Consider the following 17,504-nt stretch of genomic DNA (forward strand, 5'->3'; position numbering starts at 1 on the left):
GACGACGGCTGCGCCGTCGAGCGGGAGCAAGCTCCCTCGCCACAATGATTACATCGTGTCGTCAAAATTCCAGAAAAAGATAACTGGCTTTGGCAATAGTGGCATCAGGAGGATTCAGTCCATTGACGGACGTAAAGCGTGTATGAGCTCAGGATGGGCTCGTCGTATTCAGCGTCCGTTGTGGCTGATGACTGGCGCGTGGTGCCTGATGGTCGTGCAACCCTCCGGGGCCGGCGAATTGCCGCCGCCTCCCAGCGGCATGGAGGCCGTCAGTGATGCACAGTTGTTTCTGGAGTTGGTGGTCAATCAGATGAACACCGGGCGGGTGGTGGCGGTACAGCAGCGTGACGGGCATCTGTTTCTGCCGGCCAGCGCATTACGCGAAGCCGGGATGAAACTGCCTGACGGTAGTGCTGACGAAGTCGATCTTGACGGCTTGCCGGGACTGCACAGCGAGTACGACAGTGTCGGTCAGCGCCTGCTGCTGGATGTTCCGCCGCAGTGGCTGCCGGACCAGTTCATCGGCAATCGCGAGAACTATCCGCGCACTCCGGCGCTGAGCAGCTTCGGTGCGCTGTTCAATTATGACCTGTACCTCAATGACACCGACGACGCCGGCACCTATCTGGCGGCCTGGAACGAGCTGCGGCTGTTCGACGGCTGGGGCACCCTGTCCAACACCGGGCAGTACCGGCGCACCTTGTCCGGCGATTCGCTCAGTACGCTGGACAACGGCTACCTGCGCTACGACACCACCTGGCGATACTCGGATGACGAGCGAATGCTCACCTACGAAGGCGGCGACGTGATCAGCGGCGCCTTGCCCTGGAGCAACTCCGTGCGTCTGGGCGGTGTGCAGTTCTCGCGGGACTTTGCCGTGCGTCCGGATCTGGTCACCTATCCGTTGCCGCAGTTCGCTGGGGAAGCGGCGGTGCCGTCCTCGGTAGATCTGTTTATCAACGGCTACAAGTCCAGCAGCAACGACCTGCAACCGGGGCCGTATACCCTGACCAACATTCCGTTCATCAACGGCGCCGGCGAGGCGGTGGTGGTGACCACCGATGCGCTGGGGCGGCAGGTCTCGACGACGGTGCCGTTCTATGTCACCAGCAGTTTGCTGCAAAAAGGCCTGAGCGATTTTTCCGTGGCTGCCGGTACGTTGCGCCGCGATTATGGTTTGAAGGACTTCAGCTACGGCACCGGTGTCACCTCCGGCAGCCTGCGCTACGGCGTCAGTGACAGCTTTACCCTGGAAAGCCATGCCGAAGCGGCGGATTCGCTGACCCTCGGCGGCATCGGCGGCAACCTGCGCCTGGGCAATTTCGGCGTGCTCAACAGCGCCATCAGTCAGAGCCGTTTCGAAGGTGAGGGGGGCAACCAGTTCAGCCTCGGTTATCAGTACAGCAGCCAGCGCTACAGTTTTTCCTGGCAACGCTTGCAACGCCGCGACCAATACGCCGACCTGAGCGTGATCGACACGCCCTACATCAGCCTCAGCCGGCGCAGCGAGCAGGCGACCCTGAGTGTCAACCTCGACCGTTGGGGCAGCCTCGGTGCCGGCTATTTCGACGTGCGCGCGGCGGACGATTCGCGCACGCGCCTGCTCAACCTGAGCTGGAGCAAGCCGTTGTGGCGCAACAGCAGTTTCTACCTTTCGGCCAACCGCGAGATCGGCGACAGCCACTGGGCGGTGCAGGCGCAACTGGTGATTCCGTTCGATCTGCGCGGCAGCCTGGCAATCAGCAGCGAGCGCAGCAAGACCGGGCAGAGTCAGCAGCGGGTCAATTACAGTCGTTCGGTGCCGACCGAGGGCGGGGTCGGTTTCAATCTGGGCTACGCCGAGGGTGATGGCCCCGATTATCGTCAGGCCGACCTGACCTGGCGCCTGCAATCGGTGCAATTGCAGGCCGGGGTCTATGGCACTTCAGACGCCGAAACCCGTTGGGCCGATGCCAGTGGCTCGCTGGTGTGGATGGATCGCCAGGTGTTCGCGGCCAATCGTATCGACGATGCGTTTGTGGTGGTCAGTACCGACGGCTTTGCCGACATTCCAGTGCGCTACGAAAACCAGCAGGTCGGTCAAACCGACAAGAACGGCCATCTGCTGGTGCCTTGGAGCAGCGCCTATTACCGCGGCAAATATGAAATCGATCCGCTGAACCTACCGGCCAACGTGCGCAGCCCCAACGTCGAGCAGCGCATCGCCGTGCGCCGGGGCAGCGGTTATTTGCTGGAGTTTCCACTGAGTCGGGTGATCGCTGCGAGTATCGTGCTGGTGGACGCGCAGCAACGTGAACTGCCATTGGGCGCGGGCGTGTTGCACGAGCAAAGCGGGGCGCGCACGGTGGTTGGCTGGGATGGCCTGGTCTACCTGGAAAACCTGCAGGCACAGAACTCGTTGTTGGTGACGCTGGCGGACGGCAAGACCTGCAAGACGCGATTCGACGTGGATATGCAGCAAAGCCAGGTGCCGCTGATCGGCCCGTTGGTGTGTCAATGAGCGCGGCGCGGATTTGCCTGTGTCTGGCGCTGTTGCTGCCTGGGGCGGCACAGGCCTTGTGTTCGGTGGTCAGTACCACTGCGGCGGCGTTTGGTTCGATCAGTTCGATTGCCGTGCGCACCACGACGCAGCCCAGTTCCACGCTCAACGCCGGGTTGAGTTGTACGGGTTCGCTGCTGACCCTGCTGACCAGCAATGATCACTTTTACGCCACCATTACCTCGACCCAGAGCGGCTTGCTCGGGCCGACCGGCGACGTCATCGGCTACACGATCTACGCCAATAACAGCACCAGCTACCCGGTGACCCGTGGCACCGCCTTCGACTTCGCCCGCAACGGCATCATCGACGCCTTGGGGCTGCTCAACGGCACCACCCCGAAAACCGTGCCGCTGTACCTGAGCACGACCATTGGCAGCAACGTTGCCGCCGGGGTCTACACGGAAACCCTGAGTATTTTCTGGAACTGGAATTACTGCTCCGGGATCGGTGCCGGCAGTATTTGCCTGGGGCGCGACATCAACAGCGGTACGGCGACGTTGACGGTGAACCTGACCGTGTCCAACGACTGCACGATTACCGCGCCAAACATTGCCTTTGGCAGCGCGCCGGTGATCAGCGCCTTTACTCCGGTGACCGGGCAGACGATCAATCTGGCCTGCACCAAGGGCAGCGCCTACACCGTCGGTTTGAGCGACGGGCAGAACCCGGTCAGTGTCGGCGGTCGACGGCGGATGATTTCCGGGAGCAATTATCTGGCCTACGACATCTTCAAAAGCGCCGGGACTACTCGTTGGGGCAGTGTCGGCAGTGCGCGCCGGTCGAGCACTGACGCCGAGGTCAATCCAGGAAATGGTCTGGGCACCGGGAGCCAGATCTTCAATTACAACGCGAAAATCTACACCGACCAGACCACGCCGCCGGCGGGGACGTATCTGGACAATGTGGTGCTGGACGTGGGTTTCTGACCCATGCGATGACCCCCTGTGGGAGCGAGCTTGCTCGCGAAAGCGGTAGATCAGCCACCATGATTGTTGAATGGCACATCGTATTCGCGAGCAAGCTCGCTCCCACAGGGGATTTGTGGGCTCTCAGAATTGCAGTGATTGTCTCAATTGCTGCGCCGCCGGCGAGTCTGTCGGGCTGACCATCGCATAGTTGTACCCGCCGCCGGACCAGTAATCGGCCTGCAGATCGCCGTCACTGCGGCTGCCGCGTGGCAGGAAGGTGTTTTTCGGCCCCGGTGGCCGCACGTAGAAACTGACCTTGTGACCGCTGCGATCCTCATACATCACCATCGCCGCCGGACCTTCGTCGGTGCTGAGCAGACGGCCGCTGACCGGTTCGAAGCCGGCGGATTTCAGATCCGGCAAGCGACTGGCCTGAGTGAAATACCGATCGAGCCAATGCTGCATGTCGCCGTCACTGTCGACTTTATAGTCCGCCGGCAATATTCCCTGCTGTGCAATCAGTCGATAGGCCTGCAAGGCATCGGTCATTGGCAGCACAGAGGCGCGCGCGAGGGTCATTTCCCGCGCCTGCCAGCCACTGAAACCACCGAGGCCGACCGCGATCAGCAACACTGCCGCGCTGGCCAGATGACGCCGTGATTGACGCTTGAGACGCTGGCGAATCTGCGCCGGATCCAACTGCGGATTCGTCGGTTGCTGCAACGCACCGCCCAGCGCAGCGCGCAATTGTTGGGCATCCTGCTGCCAGGCGCGAACCTGTGCGGCGGTGTCCGGATGATTGGCCAGCCAGGTGTCGAGGATGCGCCGATCGGCCTCGCTGAGTTGATGGTCGACGTACGCGTGCAGGTCGCGTTCGCTGGGGGGCATGCTGATCATTTGAGTATCCGCAAGGAAGGGCTGCTGATTTCGCCTTCGCTGAGCTGGCGCAAGGCCTGACGAGCGCGGGACAGACGCGACATCACTGTGCCGCTGGGGACGTTAAGGATTTGCGCGACTTCCTTGTAGCTCAAGCCTTCCACCGAAACCATCAACAGCAGGGCTCGCTGTTCAGCAGGCAGGCGATCGAAGGCTTGCAGGGTCGATTGGGCGATCACCGTGCGCTCGGTCGAGGGCTCGGCGTCATCGCGACCGGTGAAGAATTCGAGCATCCGCGCATAACGACGGGAGCGCCGATGGGCGTCGAGAAACTGCCGATAGAGGATTGCGAACAGCCATGCACGCACGTCACCCTCGGCGCGTTTGCTGCTCCAGCCGGACAAGGCCCGTTCAAGGCTGGCCTGCACCAGATCGTCGGCGCTGGCGCCATTGTGCGTCAGAGACAGGGCGAAGCGCCTCAGACGGGGAATCAACTCACGCAGGTGTTCGTCGAGTGTGTTCATGGAAAGCGGCATGCCTGGGGTAGAAACGGCGGTATTGATTAGCAAGACGCCGCTTGCTGCAGGTTATTCCATGAATCTGCGTGAAAGTTTTTTTTCTTAATTGAGTAGGAAAGTTCGTCGCGTTTTGTAGTCAGCGTAATAATGTTGCATGTCCCGGCTCAACGGGTTCGACATGCGCAGGCAGGCAACCTCGCCGAATGCGCTTTGTCGCCCGATGAGATCAAGGGGGACCTTTTTTATGCAAGCTTTCGCAATTTCCAACCAGCCGCAATCCCGTGCGGGAATTGATAGTTCATGGCGACGTTTTGGGTGTGGCCCGAAAGCCACACCGGCATTTGCTCTGATTCACCACGCCATTGAGGCGCAAGCGGTGCGCATGCCCGAGGGCATCGCGGCTCACTGTCGGGGCGAGACAATCACCTATGGCGAATTGAACCGGCAGGCCAATCGCCTCGCCAGGCATCTGCTTGAGCAAGGGGTGGCCGCTGGCGATCATGTCGCGCTGTTTGTCGAGCGCTCGATTCCTATGCTGGTGGGGATGCTGGCAACACTGAAAATCGGCGCTGCCTACATTCCTCAGCATGTGGGGATCACACCGACGCACCAGTTGCAGCACATCATGAAGGTCGCCCGCACGCGCATCGTACTGACGCTCTCGGAGCTGGCGTGCGCAATCCCGCTGACGGCACTGCAGCACTGCATACCCCTCGATACCTTTATCAAGACGCCGTCATCGCAAGCTGATGAGCACAACCCCGCCGGTCAACAGATTTCGGCCGATTCGCTGTGCTTCGTGCTGTTCACCTCGGGCACGACCGGCGTACCTAATGGCGTACGTGTCACGCAACGTAATGTCTGCAATATTCTGCTGACCGCCCCGGGCAACCTCGGTATAGAGCCGGGATGCAAGGTCGGACAAATCCTCAACATTGCCTTCGACATGGCGGCTTGGGAGATTTTCGGGTGTCTGGCCCATGGCGCAACGTTGCTGATTCGCGGCAAGAACATCGCCGCGACAGCCGAGCAGTGTGATGTGCTGATCGCCACGCCGTCGATTCTTGCCACGCTGGAGCCGGAACGTTGCACCCGCGTGAGGGTGGTGGCGCTGGCGGGTGAGCCTTGTCCGCAACCCCTGGCAGATCGCTGGGCATCTTTTTGCCAGTTCTATAACGCCTGCGGGCCGACCGAAACCACCATCGTCAACACCATGCAGCGCTACCGGCAACCAGGCACCTTGACCATTGGCAAGCCGACGCCGAACAACACCGTGTATGTGCTGGATGAGGCAGGGCAGTTATGCGCGCCCGGTGAGCCGGGCGAAATGTGGGCGGGCGGGGATTGTGTGACGGCAGGTTATCTGGGCAATCCGCAATTGACCGCTGAACGCTATCGCGCTGACCCCTTTCTCGGTGAAGGCCGCATGATGTTCCGCACCCGAGACCTGGGCCGCTGGACGCAGGACGGTGAGTTGGAGCACCTGGGACGGATCGATGACCAGGTCAAGATTCGCGGTTTCCGTGTGGAACTTGACTCGGTTTCCACTGCGCTTGAGGCATCCCCGAGCTGCGAGCGGGCGGTTACGTTGAAACTCGACAATCGCAACCTGGTGGCGTTTGTCTATCCGCGCACCACGGACGTCGTCGCTGCCCGCCATTGCTGCGAACAGCGTTTGGCCTATTACTGCGTGCCGACTCTCATTCTGGCGGTGGACAACATTCCGCTCACTTCCCGAGGCAAAGTCGACAAGCGTCTGTTACTCGAATGGGCCATGGCGCATCAACTGCAGCAGAGCAACGCTCAGGAGGCGGGGCAATGAGTCGGCTGGATGCGGGCCTGGTCTTGCCCCCCCGGCGGGCACTTTGGCGGCGGTTGGGCTCGCTGCCGGTGTTTTCCCACTACAACCGTTTGTTTGCGCTGGTGCTGATCGTCAATGTCGCAGCGTTGGGCCATGGCCTGACCGCTGGGCAATGGTGGACAGGCGACAGTCTCGCATTGCCGACGCTGTCTGGCTGGGTCACGGCGAATCTGTCATTGGCGATTCTGGTTCGCCAGCAGTACCTGATCAATCTGCTGTTCTGGCTCGCAACCCGCGTCCCCACTAGCTGGCCGCTGGCAATTCGGCGCTCGCTGGCCAAGGTTTATCATTTTGGTGGTCTGCACAGCGGTGGTGCGGTTGCCGCGATCGTCTGGTTTGCGCTGTTGTTGGCGGTGATGCTCCAGGATCGATTCGCGGGGCCGGGTACCGTCTCGATGACGCTGTTGGCTGTCAGTGGCAGCCTGCTCGGCGTGCTGTTGTTGATGGCGATCATGGCACTGCCGCGCATTCGCTCGACGTTCCATAACGCTTTTGAACGAACCCATCGTTTTGGCGGCTGGACGGCACTCGGGCTGTTCTGGGTGATGACACTGATCGCCGCCCGTGATCAGAACCCGAAGGCGAGCCTGCTGCAGATGCTTGGCGACTCGACCTCGTTCTGGATGCTGCTATTACTGACGTTCAGCATCGTCCTGCCGTGGCTGCGCCTGCGCAGGGTGCCGGTGACACAGGTAAAGCCGTCGTCGCATGTGCTGATTGCAGGGTTCGAGCATCTGACGCCGTTCGCCGGATCGTCCACGGCCATCAGCCTCAATCCGCTGTGGGAATGGCATTCATTTGCCAATATTCCTGCGCCGGGCCAGCCTGGTTTTCGCTTGATCATTTCCCGCGCGGGCGACTGGACGGGGCGTTTGATTGATCAGCCATCGACTCATGTCTGGGTCAAGGGCATCGCTACCGCAGGTGTTGCCCACATTGAAACGCTGTTCAAGTCGGTGGTGTATGTCGCGACCGGCAGTGGCATCGGTCCGGTGTTGCCGCACCTGCTGGCACAACAAGTGCCGATCCACCTGATCTGGTCAACCCGCAGCCCGCGCAAGACCTATGGCGATGAACTGGTGGACGAAATTCTTCGGGCGCAACCCGGTGCGCATATCTGGGATACCGACCTATCGGGTAAGCCGGATCTGGTGGCGTTGGCCTACGCGGCCGTCCAGGCAACCGGTGCCGAGGCGGTGATCTGCATTTCCAATCAGACGCTGACTGAACGTGTTGTCGAGGAAATGGAGGCGCGAGGCATTGCGGCCTACGGCGCCCTCTGGGACTCCTGACAACCGCGCCTGTGACGTACTGAAATTTTCCCTTGTTTGAAGAGATTGTCATGAACCTGTTGATTGAACGACATGGGCGAGTTGCCCTGATTCGACTGAACCGCCCCCAAACCCGAAATGCGCTGAGCACGTCACTGATGCAGGAGTTGCTGTCGACGTTGCAGTCGCTGGACAGCGATCCGCAGGTCGGCTGTTTCGTCATCACTGGGACGAAGGACTACTTCGCTGCGGGCGCGGATATTCGTGAAATGTACGACAAGAGTTGTGCTGACATGATCCGCGAAGACTATTTCGCCGATTGGGAGGCCTTTTCGCGGCTACGCACACCGAAAGTCGCAGCGGTTAGCGGTTACGCATTCGGCGGTGGCTGCGAGCTTGCCATGATGTGTGATGTGATCATTGCGGCGGACACCGCGCAGTTCGGGTTGCCGGAAATCAGGCTCGGGGTCATGCCTGGAATGGGCGGCACCCAGCGTTTGACCCGCTTGATTGGTCGTGCCAAAGCCATGGACATGATTCTGACCGGACGCTCGCTTGGCGCCGCGCAAGCTGAGCAGGCCGGTCTGGTATCGCGGGTGACCGATTCCGCCGAGGTGTTGACGCAAGCATTGGCCGTCGCGCAACAGATCAGTGGTTTTCCGCGCACGGCGGTGCGTGCGGCACGGGAGGCCGTAGACCGCGTTGATGAATCGGGCTTGCGCGAGGGCATTGTGTTCGAGCGCCGTTCCTTCCATGGCTTGTTCGCGACGCCGGGGCAACGGGAAGGCATGCGGGCATTTCTGGAGAAGCGTGCGCCTCGATTTGAGCTGGACCGCTAGTGGTTTGAATACGTCGCTCGCGATCAGATGAAAGAAACTACAGTTCAAAGGGAATAACCCTGCGAGACGAACGTCTCATAGCACCTTTCCCTATGGCCGATGGCCCTGGAGTCTTTCATGGTTGATCGCACCTCACCCCCGGGCGGGCCGCAGCGTCCGCCCTTGAGTGGCGCAAGCCTGGTACTGCGTCTTGGCGGCATCGCGATAGTTGTCGCGGCTGTCGCCGGGGCGTTTGCCTACGTCCACGGTAACCTTGACCCACAACGTCTGACGCCCAAGGCGCTGGTCGATGTGCTGGAGAAAAACAACGGCGTGCATCCCGGGTTCCGTCGCAACCACGCCAAAGGCGTGTGCGTGATCGGGCATTTCGAGAGCAGCGGCGAGGCGCGGGCGTTTTCTGCCGCGCAGGTGTTCAACGAGGCGCGGACTCCGGTGGTCGGGCGCTTCGCATTGCCGGCGGGCAATCCCTACGCCCCGGACAGCAGCGTGCCGATCCGCAGTCTGGCGCTGCGTTTCAGCCAGGCCAACGGCCAGCAATGGCGTACCGGGATGAACAGCATGCCGGTGTTCCCGGTCGGCACGCCTGAGGCGTTTTATCAATTGCAGCAGGCGCAGTCGCCGGATCCGGTCACGGGCAAACCGGACCCGTCGAAGGTGCCGGCATTCTTCGCCGCGCACCCGGAAGCCGTGCCGTTCCTGACGTGGGTGAAGACCGCCAAACCCTCGGCCAGCTATGCCACCGAAACCTACAACAGCGTGAATGCGTTCTATCTGGTCAGCGCCAGTGGGCAGAAGCAGGCGGTGCGCTGGAGCGTCACGCCACTGGCGCGCGATGCCGCCGGAGCAACAGCGCCGGAGGGCGCGGATTTTCTGGAAAAGGATTTGGTGCAGCGACTGGCCGAAGGGCCGTTGCGCTGGCAGTTGAACATCACCTTGGCCAACCCCGGTGACCCAGTGAACGATGCAAGCAAAACCTGGCCCGACGGCCGCAAAGTCGTCAACGCCGGCACGCTGGTACTGGAGAAGACCCAGCCGCAGCTCAGCGGTGAATGCCGTGACATCAATTACGATCCGCTGGTGCTGCCCGCCGGTATCGAAGGCTCCGACGACCCATTGCTCGCTGCGCGTTCCGCCGGTTACGCCGATTCCTACCTGCGGCGTACCAGTGAAGTCGGCCAACTGCCCGCCGCCAAACAGGAGGCTCGCCCATGAGCACGCAACCGACTCATTTCGCGCTGTTGGCGCGGCTCCTGCACTGGCTGATGGCGGTCATGATCATTGCCATGTTGTTCATTGGCGCCGGCATGGTCACTTCGGTCTCACAGCGGCATGAATGGCTGATTCACCTGCATAAACCGCTGGGGATTGCGATTCTGCTGCTGGTAGTGGTGCGCCTGTTGGTGCGTTTTTCCACCCGACAGCCCCCGCTGCCAGCGGATCTGCCCGGTTGGCAAGTGATGGCGGCCAAGGCGTCGCATGTGTTGTTGTACGCTTTGATGCTGGCGCTACCGGTGCTCGGTTGGGCGATGATCAGTGCGTCGGGGGAGCCGGTGATGCTCAGCAATACCTTGCAATTGCCGTCGATTCTGCCGGCCGATGCGCAGGTGTTTGCCATGTTGCGCAAGGCGCATGGTTATCTGGCGTACCTGTTGTTCCTGACCGTGCTGTTACACCTGGCGGCGGCGCTGTTCCACGGTTGGGTGCGCCGCGACGAGGTGCTCGACAGCATGTTGCGTGGTCGCGAGCGCGATTAACCGGCCTGTGTGGCGCACCGCTGCGGCGCGCCACTTTTCAGGGTCAGCCACCAGTAACCCAGCGCCAGCGCATTGATGGCGGCGCCGAGCAGGCACACGCCGCTCCAGCCGGCCCACGCGTATGTCGCCGTGGAAAGGATTGAACCCACGGCGCTGCCAATCGAGTAGAACAGCATGTAGCCGGCAGTGAGGCGGCTTTGCGCTTCGGGGCGCACGCTGTAGATCATGCTCTGGCTGGTGACGTGTACGGCCTGCAAGCCCAGATCCAGAGTGATCACCCCCAGCAACAGCGCCCATAACGAGGACTGGGTGAGGGCGATTGGCAGCCACGAGGCGAGCATCAGCAGCAGCGACACACCACTGACCCATTGGCCCAGACCGCGATCGGCGAGATGTCCGGCGCGTGCTGCAGCCAGTGCCCCGGCGGCGCCGGCCAGTCCGAACAGGCCGATTTCGCTGTGGGACAACGACAGCGGCGGGGCGGCCAGCGGCAGTACCATCGGCGTCCACAGGACCATGGCGCTGGCGAAGGTCAGCAGGGCGAGGATTGCCCGTTGTCGCAGCACCGGCTCTTGTTTGAACAGGCGGAACACCGAGACGATCAGCGCCCCGTAAGCGCTGGACGGTCGCGCGGACTCATGCCTGGGCAGGACGCGTAACAGTAGAATGGCCATCAGCAGCGTCAGCCCCGCCGACAACAGATAAATCGCCCGCCAACCGGCCAGATCGGCCATGGCACCGGCCACGGTACGGGCGAGCAGAATACCGACGACGATGCCGCTGGTGACCACGCCGACCACGCGACCGCGTTGCGCCGGGATGGCCAATGTCGCGGCGTAGGCCACCAGCACTTGCGTCACCACGGCGAGCAAACCGGTCAACGTCATGCCGAGCAGCAACCACAGACTGTTGGGTGCCAGCGCAATCATCAGCAGGGCGACTGCCGAGAGCAGGGTCTGGGTGACGATCAGCCGCCGACGGTTGAGCAGATCGCCGAGGGGAACCAGCAATACCAGACCGATGCCGTAACCGATCTGCGTCAGGGTAATGACGATGCCGATGCTTGCCGGTGACATGGCGAAGGCCTCGGCCATGGCGTCCAGTAGCGGTTGCGCGTAATACACGTTGCCCACGGCCAGACCACAGGCACTGGCAAACAGCAGCACCACGCTGCATTTGAGCGGTTGAGGTTGCATGCCCTGATTCCTTTTTGGGTTTCAAATTAAAACCAGAATCAAAGTAAGCATTCTTGTTTTAATTTGCAACCTTGCCGGCCATGGCATTTGATCGCGCAAAAAAAAGATCGCAGACAATGCTGCGATCTTTGGGTGGAGCGGGGAGGGATCAGCGCAGGGTGTCGACCATATCGGCGATGGTGGTCAGCACGTCTTTGCCCAATTGTTTCGAGCGCTTGCCCGACCAGCCCGTTTCTTTGTTCGGATGATCGTCGTGATCCTTGAACGGCATTTCCAGGGTCAGCGACAGGCAGTCGTATTTCTGACCGACCGCGTTGCAGGCCAGCGTCATGTTGGCCTGGCCCGGTTCGTCGCGGGTGTAGCCGTACTGGGTCTGGAAGTCCTTGGTGGTGTGCTTGAGGTGCGTGCGGAAATGCTCTTCGAGCTTCTCGATGCGCGGTGTGTAACCCGGGTTGCCTTCACAACCGGCAGTGAACACGTGGGGGATTTCCTCGTCACCGTGTACGTCCAGGAACAGATCGACGCCATACTTTTCCATCTGCTGTTGTACGAAAAGTACCTCAGGGCTGACGTCCTGACTGGCGCTCTGCCAGGCGCGATTTAAATCCTGGCCCATGGCGTTGGTGCGCAGGTGACCGTGGAAGGCTCCGTCCGGGTTCATGTTCGGCACCAGATACAAATCGGCGCTGGCCAGCAATCTGTTCAGCACCGGATCGTCGTGGCGTTCCAGGCGCTCGATCACGCCTTCCATGAACCATTCGGCCATGTGCTCGCCCGGGTGCTGTTGCGCGATGATCCAGATTTTGCGCTGGCTCTCGGCACCGCTGCCCTTGCGCAGTAACTGAATGTCACGCCCTTCGACGCTCTTGCCGGTGGCCAGCAGTTCGGTGCCGGCCTTGGTCAGCGCCTGCTCGATCAACCAGTCATGACGACCGCGGCTGTAGGGTTCGAAGTAGGCGAACCAGGCGTGGGTTTGTTCGGCTTCAAGGCAAAAACGCAGGCTGTCACCTTCGAAGCTGGTGGGAATGCGGAACCAGTTGACGTGGTCGTAGGAAGCGACAGCCTGATAGCCGGTCCAGGCCTTGTTGTAGGAGGATTGGCTGGCGTTGACCAGGCGAAACCAGTGCTCTTGATGAACATGCAGGCCGCTGGCCTTGAAGTGGAACCACTGAAAATGCGCGCTGCGGGTATCCGGGCGGATGGCCAGAACCGGGTTGAGCGGATTGGAGATGTCGATGACTTGGATGTTGCCGCTGTCGAAGTTGGCGCTGATGTCGAACGAAGATTTGGCCACGGTCATAATCGATTCCTGAATATGATTTTTATGGCGGCTACTTTACACGCAAGACTGAGCTGAGACCGAGGGAAATTGCGGCTTGCGGTAGGGGGGCGTCTTCCGTGACGCGCAAGCAGCTTAGAGACTGTGCGATTGATTCTCAAGTGCTAATTGTCATTGGTTTGCGCCAATCTGGCCGGGCCAAGCTTGCCAAGCGATATTCTTTTGATATTATCCGCGCCATCGAATTTGCAGCACCCACAGACTTCATTAGCCTGAAGCCATAAGCCCGAAAAACGGGCAAAAAAAGACCCGGCAAAAAGCCGGGTCAAAAACCGTGATTAGCCTGATGAGGAGATAGTCCAGAAGACCGACCTAAGGTCTCTGGTCCATCGACTGATCTCGCGATCAGCTGCTTGCAATAATAATCATTATCATTTGCAAGTCAAACGTTTTTATCTGCGCGATTGGAAAATTCTTTCCTGTCCGCTCACTTCCCGTGTTCGTCAGAGCTGCTCGCCATCAATCGAATGGTCGACCATCGCTCGCGCCATATCCACCATATGCACCACCGAAAAGGCCAGGTCACGGCTCGCGCCCTGCAGGTTTTCGGCTGCCTTGAAGGCGGTGGCCGCTGCGCAACGCAGCAGATCCGACGCATGCACCAAGGCTTCTTCACCGCTGAGATGGCGTTTCACGTCAAAAAAACGCTCATCGACCTCGGGTTCTGACACAGCTGGTTTCAAGTAATAGTCCAGCGCTCGCTGCGCTGCCGCGTTGCCTTGAGGGGAGGTGAACGTGGTGTCCATTTGCAGATCGGGCAAGTCTTTGCTGCTGATATTCATGGTGAAGGGTCACTCCTTGTTCGATTGAAAGTCCGTGCTTTCAGGATAGTACGATGCGTAGTTGTGACCAGAATTTAAATACTACAATATGTGTTTTGCCGGCCGAAGGCGGGGCAAGTAAGGTGCCGCACATGGATAAATGGATTGAGTTGGTCAAGGCCAAGATGAGTGAACTCAAAATCACTCAAACAGAGCTCGGAGAGCGCGTCGGCATGTCCCAGGGCGGCATCGGCCATTGGCTGAACAAACGCCGCGAACCGGGCATCACCCAAATGAACCGCGTGTTGCAGGCGCTGGGCATGGACTTCCTCGAAGTCGTGCTGGTGATCCGTGAACCGCAGGAAGCGGCGGATGACGAAATGCCATTGGCACAGAAGTACAACCCGTACTTCCGCTACCCGGTCAGTGACTGGTCCACCTCGTGCGAAATCCGCGAGAGTGCAGCCACAACCTATGCTCCGACGCAGGACAAGCAGCGCTTCGAACTGACGGATTATCACGCCCGTGGTGCGGCGTTCTGGCTGACGGTGGCGGGGGATTCCATGACCGCACCGACCGGCCAGAGCATTGCCGAGGGCATGCTGATTCTGGTTGATCCGGAGGTGGAAGCGCTGCCAGGCAAACTGGTGATCGCCCAGTGGCAAGGCTGCGCTGAAGCGATCTTTCGCAAGCTGGACGAAGAGGGCGGCCAGCGTTATCTGGTACCGCTCAATCCGACCTGGCCCAAAGCCTTGTTCACCGATGAGTGTCGAATCATTGGCGTAGTGGTTCAGGCCACAGCGCGTTTCTAGCCAGATCGATCCTCGCTCGGCGCAGGATCGATCCTCTGGCTACACGGCTTCCAGTTCAACCAAAGCGCTGCCTTCACTGACCATTTCGCCTTCCTGGCAATACAGCGCTTTGATCACGCCAGCATGGGGCGCGCGAATGCTGTGCTCCATCTTCATCGCCTCCAGCACCACCAGTTGCGCGCCGGCCTCGACCGATTGCCCGGCCTCCACCAACACCCGCACGATGCTGCCGTTCATGGGCGCAGTCAGACCGCCCTGATGGCTGTGGCTGGCGTCGACGGCGCTGATCGGGTCATACGTCTGAATACGCCGTAACTCGCCGTCCCATTGCAGGTACAGCGAATTGCCCTGGCGAATGGCACGCAAGGTGCGGCGCACGCCGTCGCGCTCGACCACCAGCGCTTCATCGGACAGCGTAGCGTTGCTGGCGCTATTCAGCGTCAGTGCCCGATCCTGACCCTCGCAGCTCAAGTGCAGAGTGATTTCCGCCGGCAGACCCGCACGCAAACCTCGGTTCAAGGCCCACGGCGACCCCGGATCATCGGCCCGAACAGCGCTCGGTAAACCCTGTGCAAAAGCCTGTGCTGCGGTCTGCCAGAATTCATCGCTCAGTTCACCCGCAGCAGGCAGCAGCGTTTCCTGATACCGCGGAATAAACCCGGTATCCAGCTCCGCAGCAGCAAATGCCGGATGCGCGATGATCCGCCGCAGGAAGTTGATGTTGGTCTTCAAACCGCCGATCGCGAACTCGTCGAGCATGCTCAACAGCCGCAACCGCGCCTGCTCGCGATCTTCGCCCCAGGCGATCAGCTTGCCGAGCATCGGGTCGTAGAACGGCGAAATTTCATCGCCTTGCTCAACACCGCTATCGACCCGACGCCCTGGTCCCGCAGCCGATTCACGATACAAATCCAGGCGACCGGTGGCGGGCAGGAAATCATTCGACGGGTCTTCGGCATACAGGCGCACTTCAATCGCATGGCCATTGAGCGGCACCTGATCCTGGGTGATCGGCAACGCTTCGCCGCGCGCCACACGAATCTGCCACGCCACCAGATCGAGTCCGGTGATCGCTTCGGTGACCGGGTGCTCGACCTGCAAACGCGTGTTCATCTCCATGAAGAAGAATTCGCCGCGCGCATCCAGCAGGAACTCCACGGTCCCCGCGCCGACGTAACCAATCGCCTGCGCCGAACGCACCGCCGCTTCGCCCATGGCGCGGCGCAGCTCCGGGGTCAGGCCCGGAGCCGGGGCTTCTTCGACGACTTTCTGGTGCCGGCGCTGAATCGAGCAATCACGCTCGTTGAGGTACAGGCAGTTGCCATGCTGATCGGCGAACACCTGAATTTCCACATGGCGTGGTTTGAGCAGGTATTTCTCCACCAGCATTCGCGAATCGCCGAATGACGACTGCGCCTCACGCTGCGCCGAGGCCAGGGCTTCGGCCAATTGGCTGACGTCCTCGACCACTTTCATGCCTTTGCCACCGCCACCGGCCGTGGCCTTGAGCAGCACCGGATAGCCAATACGTGCGCAGGCATCGCGGAAGGTATCGAGATCCTGCGCCTCGCCGTGATAGCCCGGCACCAGCGGCACACCGGCGGTTTCCATCAACGCCTTGGCCGCCGATTTGCTGCCCATCGCGTCGATGGCTGAGGCGGGTGGGCCAAGGAAGATCAGCCCGGCCTGTTCAATGGCACGGGCGAAACCAGCGTTCTCCGACAGAAAGCCATAACCCGGATGAATCGCCTGCGCGCCGCTGGCTTTGGCTGCTGCGATCAGTTTGTCGATTTGCAGATAGCTGTCAGCGGCTTTGCTGCCGCCGAGATCAACGCGGATATCTGCTTCCCGGGTGTGCCGCGCTTCGCGGTCGGTGGCGCTATGCACGGCGACGGTGGTCAGGCCCAGCGCCTTGGCGGTACGCATGACCCGGCAAGCGATTTCGCCACGGTTGGCCACCAACAGGGTGGTGAGAACAGGTGCGCTCATCAACGCGGCTCCTTGGGGTTGGTTGCAGCCTGCCAGCTTGGCGGACGTTTTTGCAGAAAGGCGCGCAAGCCTTCCTGGCCTTCAGGGCTGACGCGGATACGTGCGATGGCGTTTTCGGTGTAACGGCGCAACGCCGGGGTCAGCGCACCGTTACCGACTTCGCGCAGCAGATCCTTGCTGGCGCGCATCGCGGCGGGACTGTTGAGCAGCAGGTTGTCGATCCATTGTTCGACCGCTTGATCAAGCTCGGCGGCCGGGTAGCTCTCGGACAACAAACCGATTTCCCGCGCACGCTGTCCGCCGAAACGTTCAGCGGTCAGGGCGTAGCGACGCGCAGCCCGTTCGCCGATGGCCTGCACCACGAACGGACTGATCACCGCCGGGGCCAGGCCGATGCGCACTTCCGACAGACAGAACTGCGCGTCATCGCTGCCAATCGCCATGTCGCAGCAACTGATCAGACCCAGGGCGCCGCCGAACGCCGCCCCTTGCACCACGGCCAGGGTCGGGATTTTCAGCTTGGCGAGGTTGTACATCAGTTCCGCCAGCTCGCGGGCGTCGTCCAGATTGGTGTGGTAATCGAGTTCGGCTGATTGCTGCATCCACGCCAGATCGGCGCCGGCGCTGAAGTGCCTGCCACGCCCGCGCACTAGCAGGAAACGCAGGCTGGCATCGCTGGCGACCTTGTCCAGCGCCAGAATCAGTTCGCGGATCATCTCTGCGTTGAACGCGTTGTTCTTTTCTTCGCGGCTCAGCCACAGGGTCGCGAAACCCCGTGGATCGCTCTGCAATTCGAGGGTGTTGAAGTCGCTCATATTCTTCCGTCTCCACGGTTCTT

At 60.9% G+C, this 17,504-nt stretch carries 15 protein-coding genes; 8 read left to right on the plus strand and 7 right to left on the minus strand.

Features of this window, described 5'->3' with window-relative positions; genetic code table 11:
* Positions 1 to 142 precede the first annotated feature (142 nt).
* Both AC193Q_RS02905 and AC193Q_RS02910 read left to right on the plus strand, forming a co-directional pair.
* Positions 143 to 2,500: a fimbria/pilus outer membrane usher protein gene (locus AC193Q_RS02905; protein WP_047291630.1), complete on the plus strand. Its 2,358-nt coding sequence runs from the start codon at positions 143 to 145 to the stop codon at positions 2,498 to 2,500.
* Positions 2,497 to 3,468, plus strand: a complete 972-nt coding sequence (locus AC193Q_RS02910) for a Csu type fimbrial protein (protein ID WP_108182290.1) — start codon at positions 2,497 to 2,499, stop codon at positions 3,466 to 3,468. The genes AC193Q_RS02905 and AC193Q_RS02910 overlap by 4 nt, the downstream gene beginning before the upstream one ends.
* Before the next feature lie 123 nt (positions 3,469 to 3,591).
* On the opposite strand, the gene AC193Q_RS02915 is transcribed toward AC193Q_RS02910, so the two are convergent.
* Positions 3,592 to 4,347 (minus strand): anti-sigma factor family protein, encoded by a 756-nt coding sequence (locus AC193Q_RS02915; RefSeq protein WP_047291633.1) that lies wholly within the window; start codon positions 4,345 to 4,347, stop codon positions 3,592 to 3,594.
* The gene (locus AC193Q_RS02920) at positions 4,344 to 4,850 is read right to left on the minus strand and encodes an RNA polymerase sigma factor (protein ID WP_047291635.1); all 507 of its coding nucleotides are present in this window, start codon (positions 4,848 to 4,850) and stop codon (positions 4,344 to 4,346) included. Before AC193Q_RS02920 ends, AC193Q_RS02915 begins: the two co-directional genes overlap by 4 nt.
* Before the next feature lie 238 nt (positions 4,851 to 5,088).
* On the opposite strand from AC193Q_RS02920, the gene AC193Q_RS02925 reads away from it, so the two are divergent.
* From AC193Q_RS02925 to AC193Q_RS02945, 5 genes are all read left to right on the plus strand, one after another.
* Complete coding sequence (locus AC193Q_RS02925; protein WP_121184733.1) at positions 5,089 to 6,666, plus strand: amino acid adenylation domain-containing protein; 1,578 nt, start codon at positions 5,089 to 5,091, stop codon at positions 6,664 to 6,666.
* Entirely contained in the window at positions 6,663 to 7,997 is a 1,335-nt protein-coding gene (locus tag AC193Q_RS02930; protein ID WP_483879125.1) for a hypothetical protein, read from the plus strand. The genes AC193Q_RS02925 and AC193Q_RS02930 overlap by 4 nt, the downstream gene beginning before the upstream one ends.
* 50 nt (positions 7,998 to 8,047) lie before the next feature.
* Positions 8,048 to 8,815, plus strand: a complete 768-nt coding sequence (locus AC193Q_RS02935; RefSeq protein WP_483879126.1) for an enoyl-CoA hydratase-related protein — start codon at positions 8,048 to 8,050, stop codon at positions 8,813 to 8,815.
* A gap of 117 nt (positions 8,816 to 8,932) precedes the next feature.
* The gene (locus AC193Q_RS02940; protein WP_476283482.1) at positions 8,933 to 10,027 is read left to right on the plus strand and encodes a catalase; all 1,095 of its coding nucleotides are present in this window, start codon (positions 8,933 to 8,935) and stop codon (positions 10,025 to 10,027) included.
* On the plus strand, positions 10,024 to 10,569 hold the full coding sequence (locus tag AC193Q_RS02945) for a cytochrome b (protein ID WP_121184739.1): 546 nt from the start codon (positions 10,024 to 10,026) through the stop codon (positions 10,567 to 10,569). The genes AC193Q_RS02940 and AC193Q_RS02945 overlap by 4 nt, the downstream gene beginning before the upstream one ends.
* Here AC193Q_RS02945 and AC193Q_RS02950 read toward each other — a convergent pair.
* The 3 genes from AC193Q_RS02950 to AC193Q_RS02960 all read right to left on the minus strand — a co-directional run bounded on the left by AC193Q_RS02950 (position 10,566) and on the right by AC193Q_RS02960 (position 13,886).
* Positions 10,566 to 11,765 (minus strand): MFS transporter, encoded by a 1,200-nt coding sequence (locus AC193Q_RS02950; RefSeq protein ID WP_483879127.1) that lies wholly within the window; start codon positions 11,763 to 11,765, stop codon positions 10,566 to 10,568. The genes AC193Q_RS02945 and AC193Q_RS02950 overlap by 4 nt on opposite strands.
* 148 nt (positions 11,766 to 11,913) lie before the next feature.
* Positions 11,914 to 13,065 (minus strand): M14 family metallopeptidase, encoded by a 1,152-nt coding sequence (locus AC193Q_RS02955; protein WP_047291650.1) that lies wholly within the window; start codon positions 13,063 to 13,065, stop codon positions 11,914 to 11,916.
* Between the two features lie 482 nt (positions 13,066 to 13,547).
* Positions 13,548 to 13,886, minus strand: coding sequence for a DUF6124 family protein (locus AC193Q_RS02960; protein WP_003223691.1), 339 nt, complete (start codon positions 13,884 to 13,886; stop codon positions 13,548 to 13,550).
* A gap of 131 nt (positions 13,887 to 14,017) precedes the next feature.
* On the opposite strand from AC193Q_RS02960, the gene AC193Q_RS02965 reads away from it, so the two are divergent.
* The gene (locus AC193Q_RS02965; RefSeq protein WP_047291652.1) at positions 14,018 to 14,677 is read left to right on the plus strand and encodes a LexA family protein; all 660 of its coding nucleotides are present in this window, start codon (positions 14,018 to 14,020) and stop codon (positions 14,675 to 14,677) included.
* Positions 14,678 to 14,716: 39 nt separating this feature from the next.
* Here the strand turns inward: AC193Q_RS02965 and AC193Q_RS02970 are convergent, their stop codons facing one another.
* Both AC193Q_RS02970 and AC193Q_RS02975 read right to left on the minus strand, forming a co-directional pair.
* A complete protein-coding gene (locus AC193Q_RS02970) occupies positions 14,717 to 16,666 on the minus strand; it encodes an acetyl/propionyl/methylcrotonyl-CoA carboxylase subunit alpha (RefSeq protein ID WP_483879128.1) in 1,950 nt (649 codons plus the stop codon).
* Positions 16,666 to 17,481, minus strand: coding sequence for a gamma-carboxygeranoyl-CoA hydratase (locus AC193Q_RS02975; RefSeq protein WP_483879129.1), 816 nt, complete (start codon positions 17,479 to 17,481; stop codon positions 16,666 to 16,668). Before AC193Q_RS02975 ends, AC193Q_RS02970 begins: the two co-directional genes overlap by 1 nt.
* Positions 17,482 to 17,504: the final 23 nt, after the last annotated feature.

It is taken from the genome of Pseudomonas sp. F2 (assembly GCF_057174385.1).

What these genes read in the sequence shown, in the direction of transcription:
- AC193Q_RS02950 (WP_483879127.1), bottom strand. Translation starts at nt 11,765, where the DNA reads ATGCAACCTCAACCGCTCAAATGCAGCGTGGTGCTGCTGTTTGCCAGT.
- AC193Q_RS02955 (WP_047291650.1), bottom strand. Translation starts at nt 13,065, where the DNA reads ATGACCGTGGCCAAATCTTCGTTCGACATCAGCGCCAACTTCGACAGC.
- AC193Q_RS02925 (WP_121184733.1), top strand. Translation starts at nt 5,089, where the DNA reads ATGCAAGCTTTCGCAATTTCCAACCAGCCGCAATCCCGTGCGGGAATT.
- AC193Q_RS02905 (WP_047291630.1), top strand. Translation starts at nt 143, where the DNA reads ATGAGCTCAGGATGGGCTCGTCGTATTCAGCGTCCGTTGTGGCTGATG.
- AC193Q_RS02915 (WP_047291633.1), bottom strand. Translation starts at nt 4,347, where the DNA reads ATGATCAGCATGCCCCCCAGCGAACGCGACCTGCACGCGTACGTCGAC.
- AC193Q_RS02940 (WP_476283482.1), top strand. Translation starts at nt 8,933, where the DNA reads ATGGTTGATCGCACCTCACCCCCGGGCGGGCCGCAGCGTCCGCCCTTG.
- AC193Q_RS02910 (WP_108182290.1), top strand. Translation starts at nt 2,497, where the DNA reads ATGAGCGCGGCGCGGATTTGCCTGTGTCTGGCGCTGTTGCTGCCTGGG.
- AC193Q_RS02920 (WP_047291635.1), bottom strand. Translation starts at nt 4,850, where the DNA reads ATGAACACACTCGACGAACACCTGCGTGAGTTGATTCCCCGTCTGAGG.
- AC193Q_RS02965 (WP_047291652.1), top strand. Translation starts at nt 14,018, where the DNA reads ATGGATAAATGGATTGAGTTGGTCAAGGCCAAGATGAGTGAACTCAAA.
- AC193Q_RS02975 (WP_483879129.1), bottom strand. Translation starts at nt 17,481, where the DNA reads ATGAGCGACTTCAACACCCTCGAATTGCAGAGCGATCCACGGGGTTTC.
- AC193Q_RS02960 (WP_003223691.1), bottom strand. Translation starts at nt 13,886, where the DNA reads ATGAATATCAGCAGCAAAGACTTGCCCGATCTGCAAATGGACACCACG.
- AC193Q_RS02970 (WP_483879128.1), bottom strand. Translation starts at nt 16,666, where the DNA reads ATGAGCGCACCTGTTCTCACCACCCTGTTGGTGGCCAACCGTGGCGAA.
- AC193Q_RS02935 (WP_483879126.1), top strand. Translation starts at nt 8,048, where the DNA reads ATGAACCTGTTGATTGAACGACATGGGCGAGTTGCCCTGATTCGACTG.
- AC193Q_RS02930 (WP_483879125.1), top strand. Translation starts at nt 6,663, where the DNA reads ATGAGTCGGCTGGATGCGGGCCTGGTCTTGCCCCCCCGGCGGGCACTT.
- AC193Q_RS02945 (WP_121184739.1), top strand. Translation starts at nt 10,024, where the DNA reads ATGAGCACGCAACCGACTCATTTCGCGCTGTTGGCGCGGCTCCTGCAC.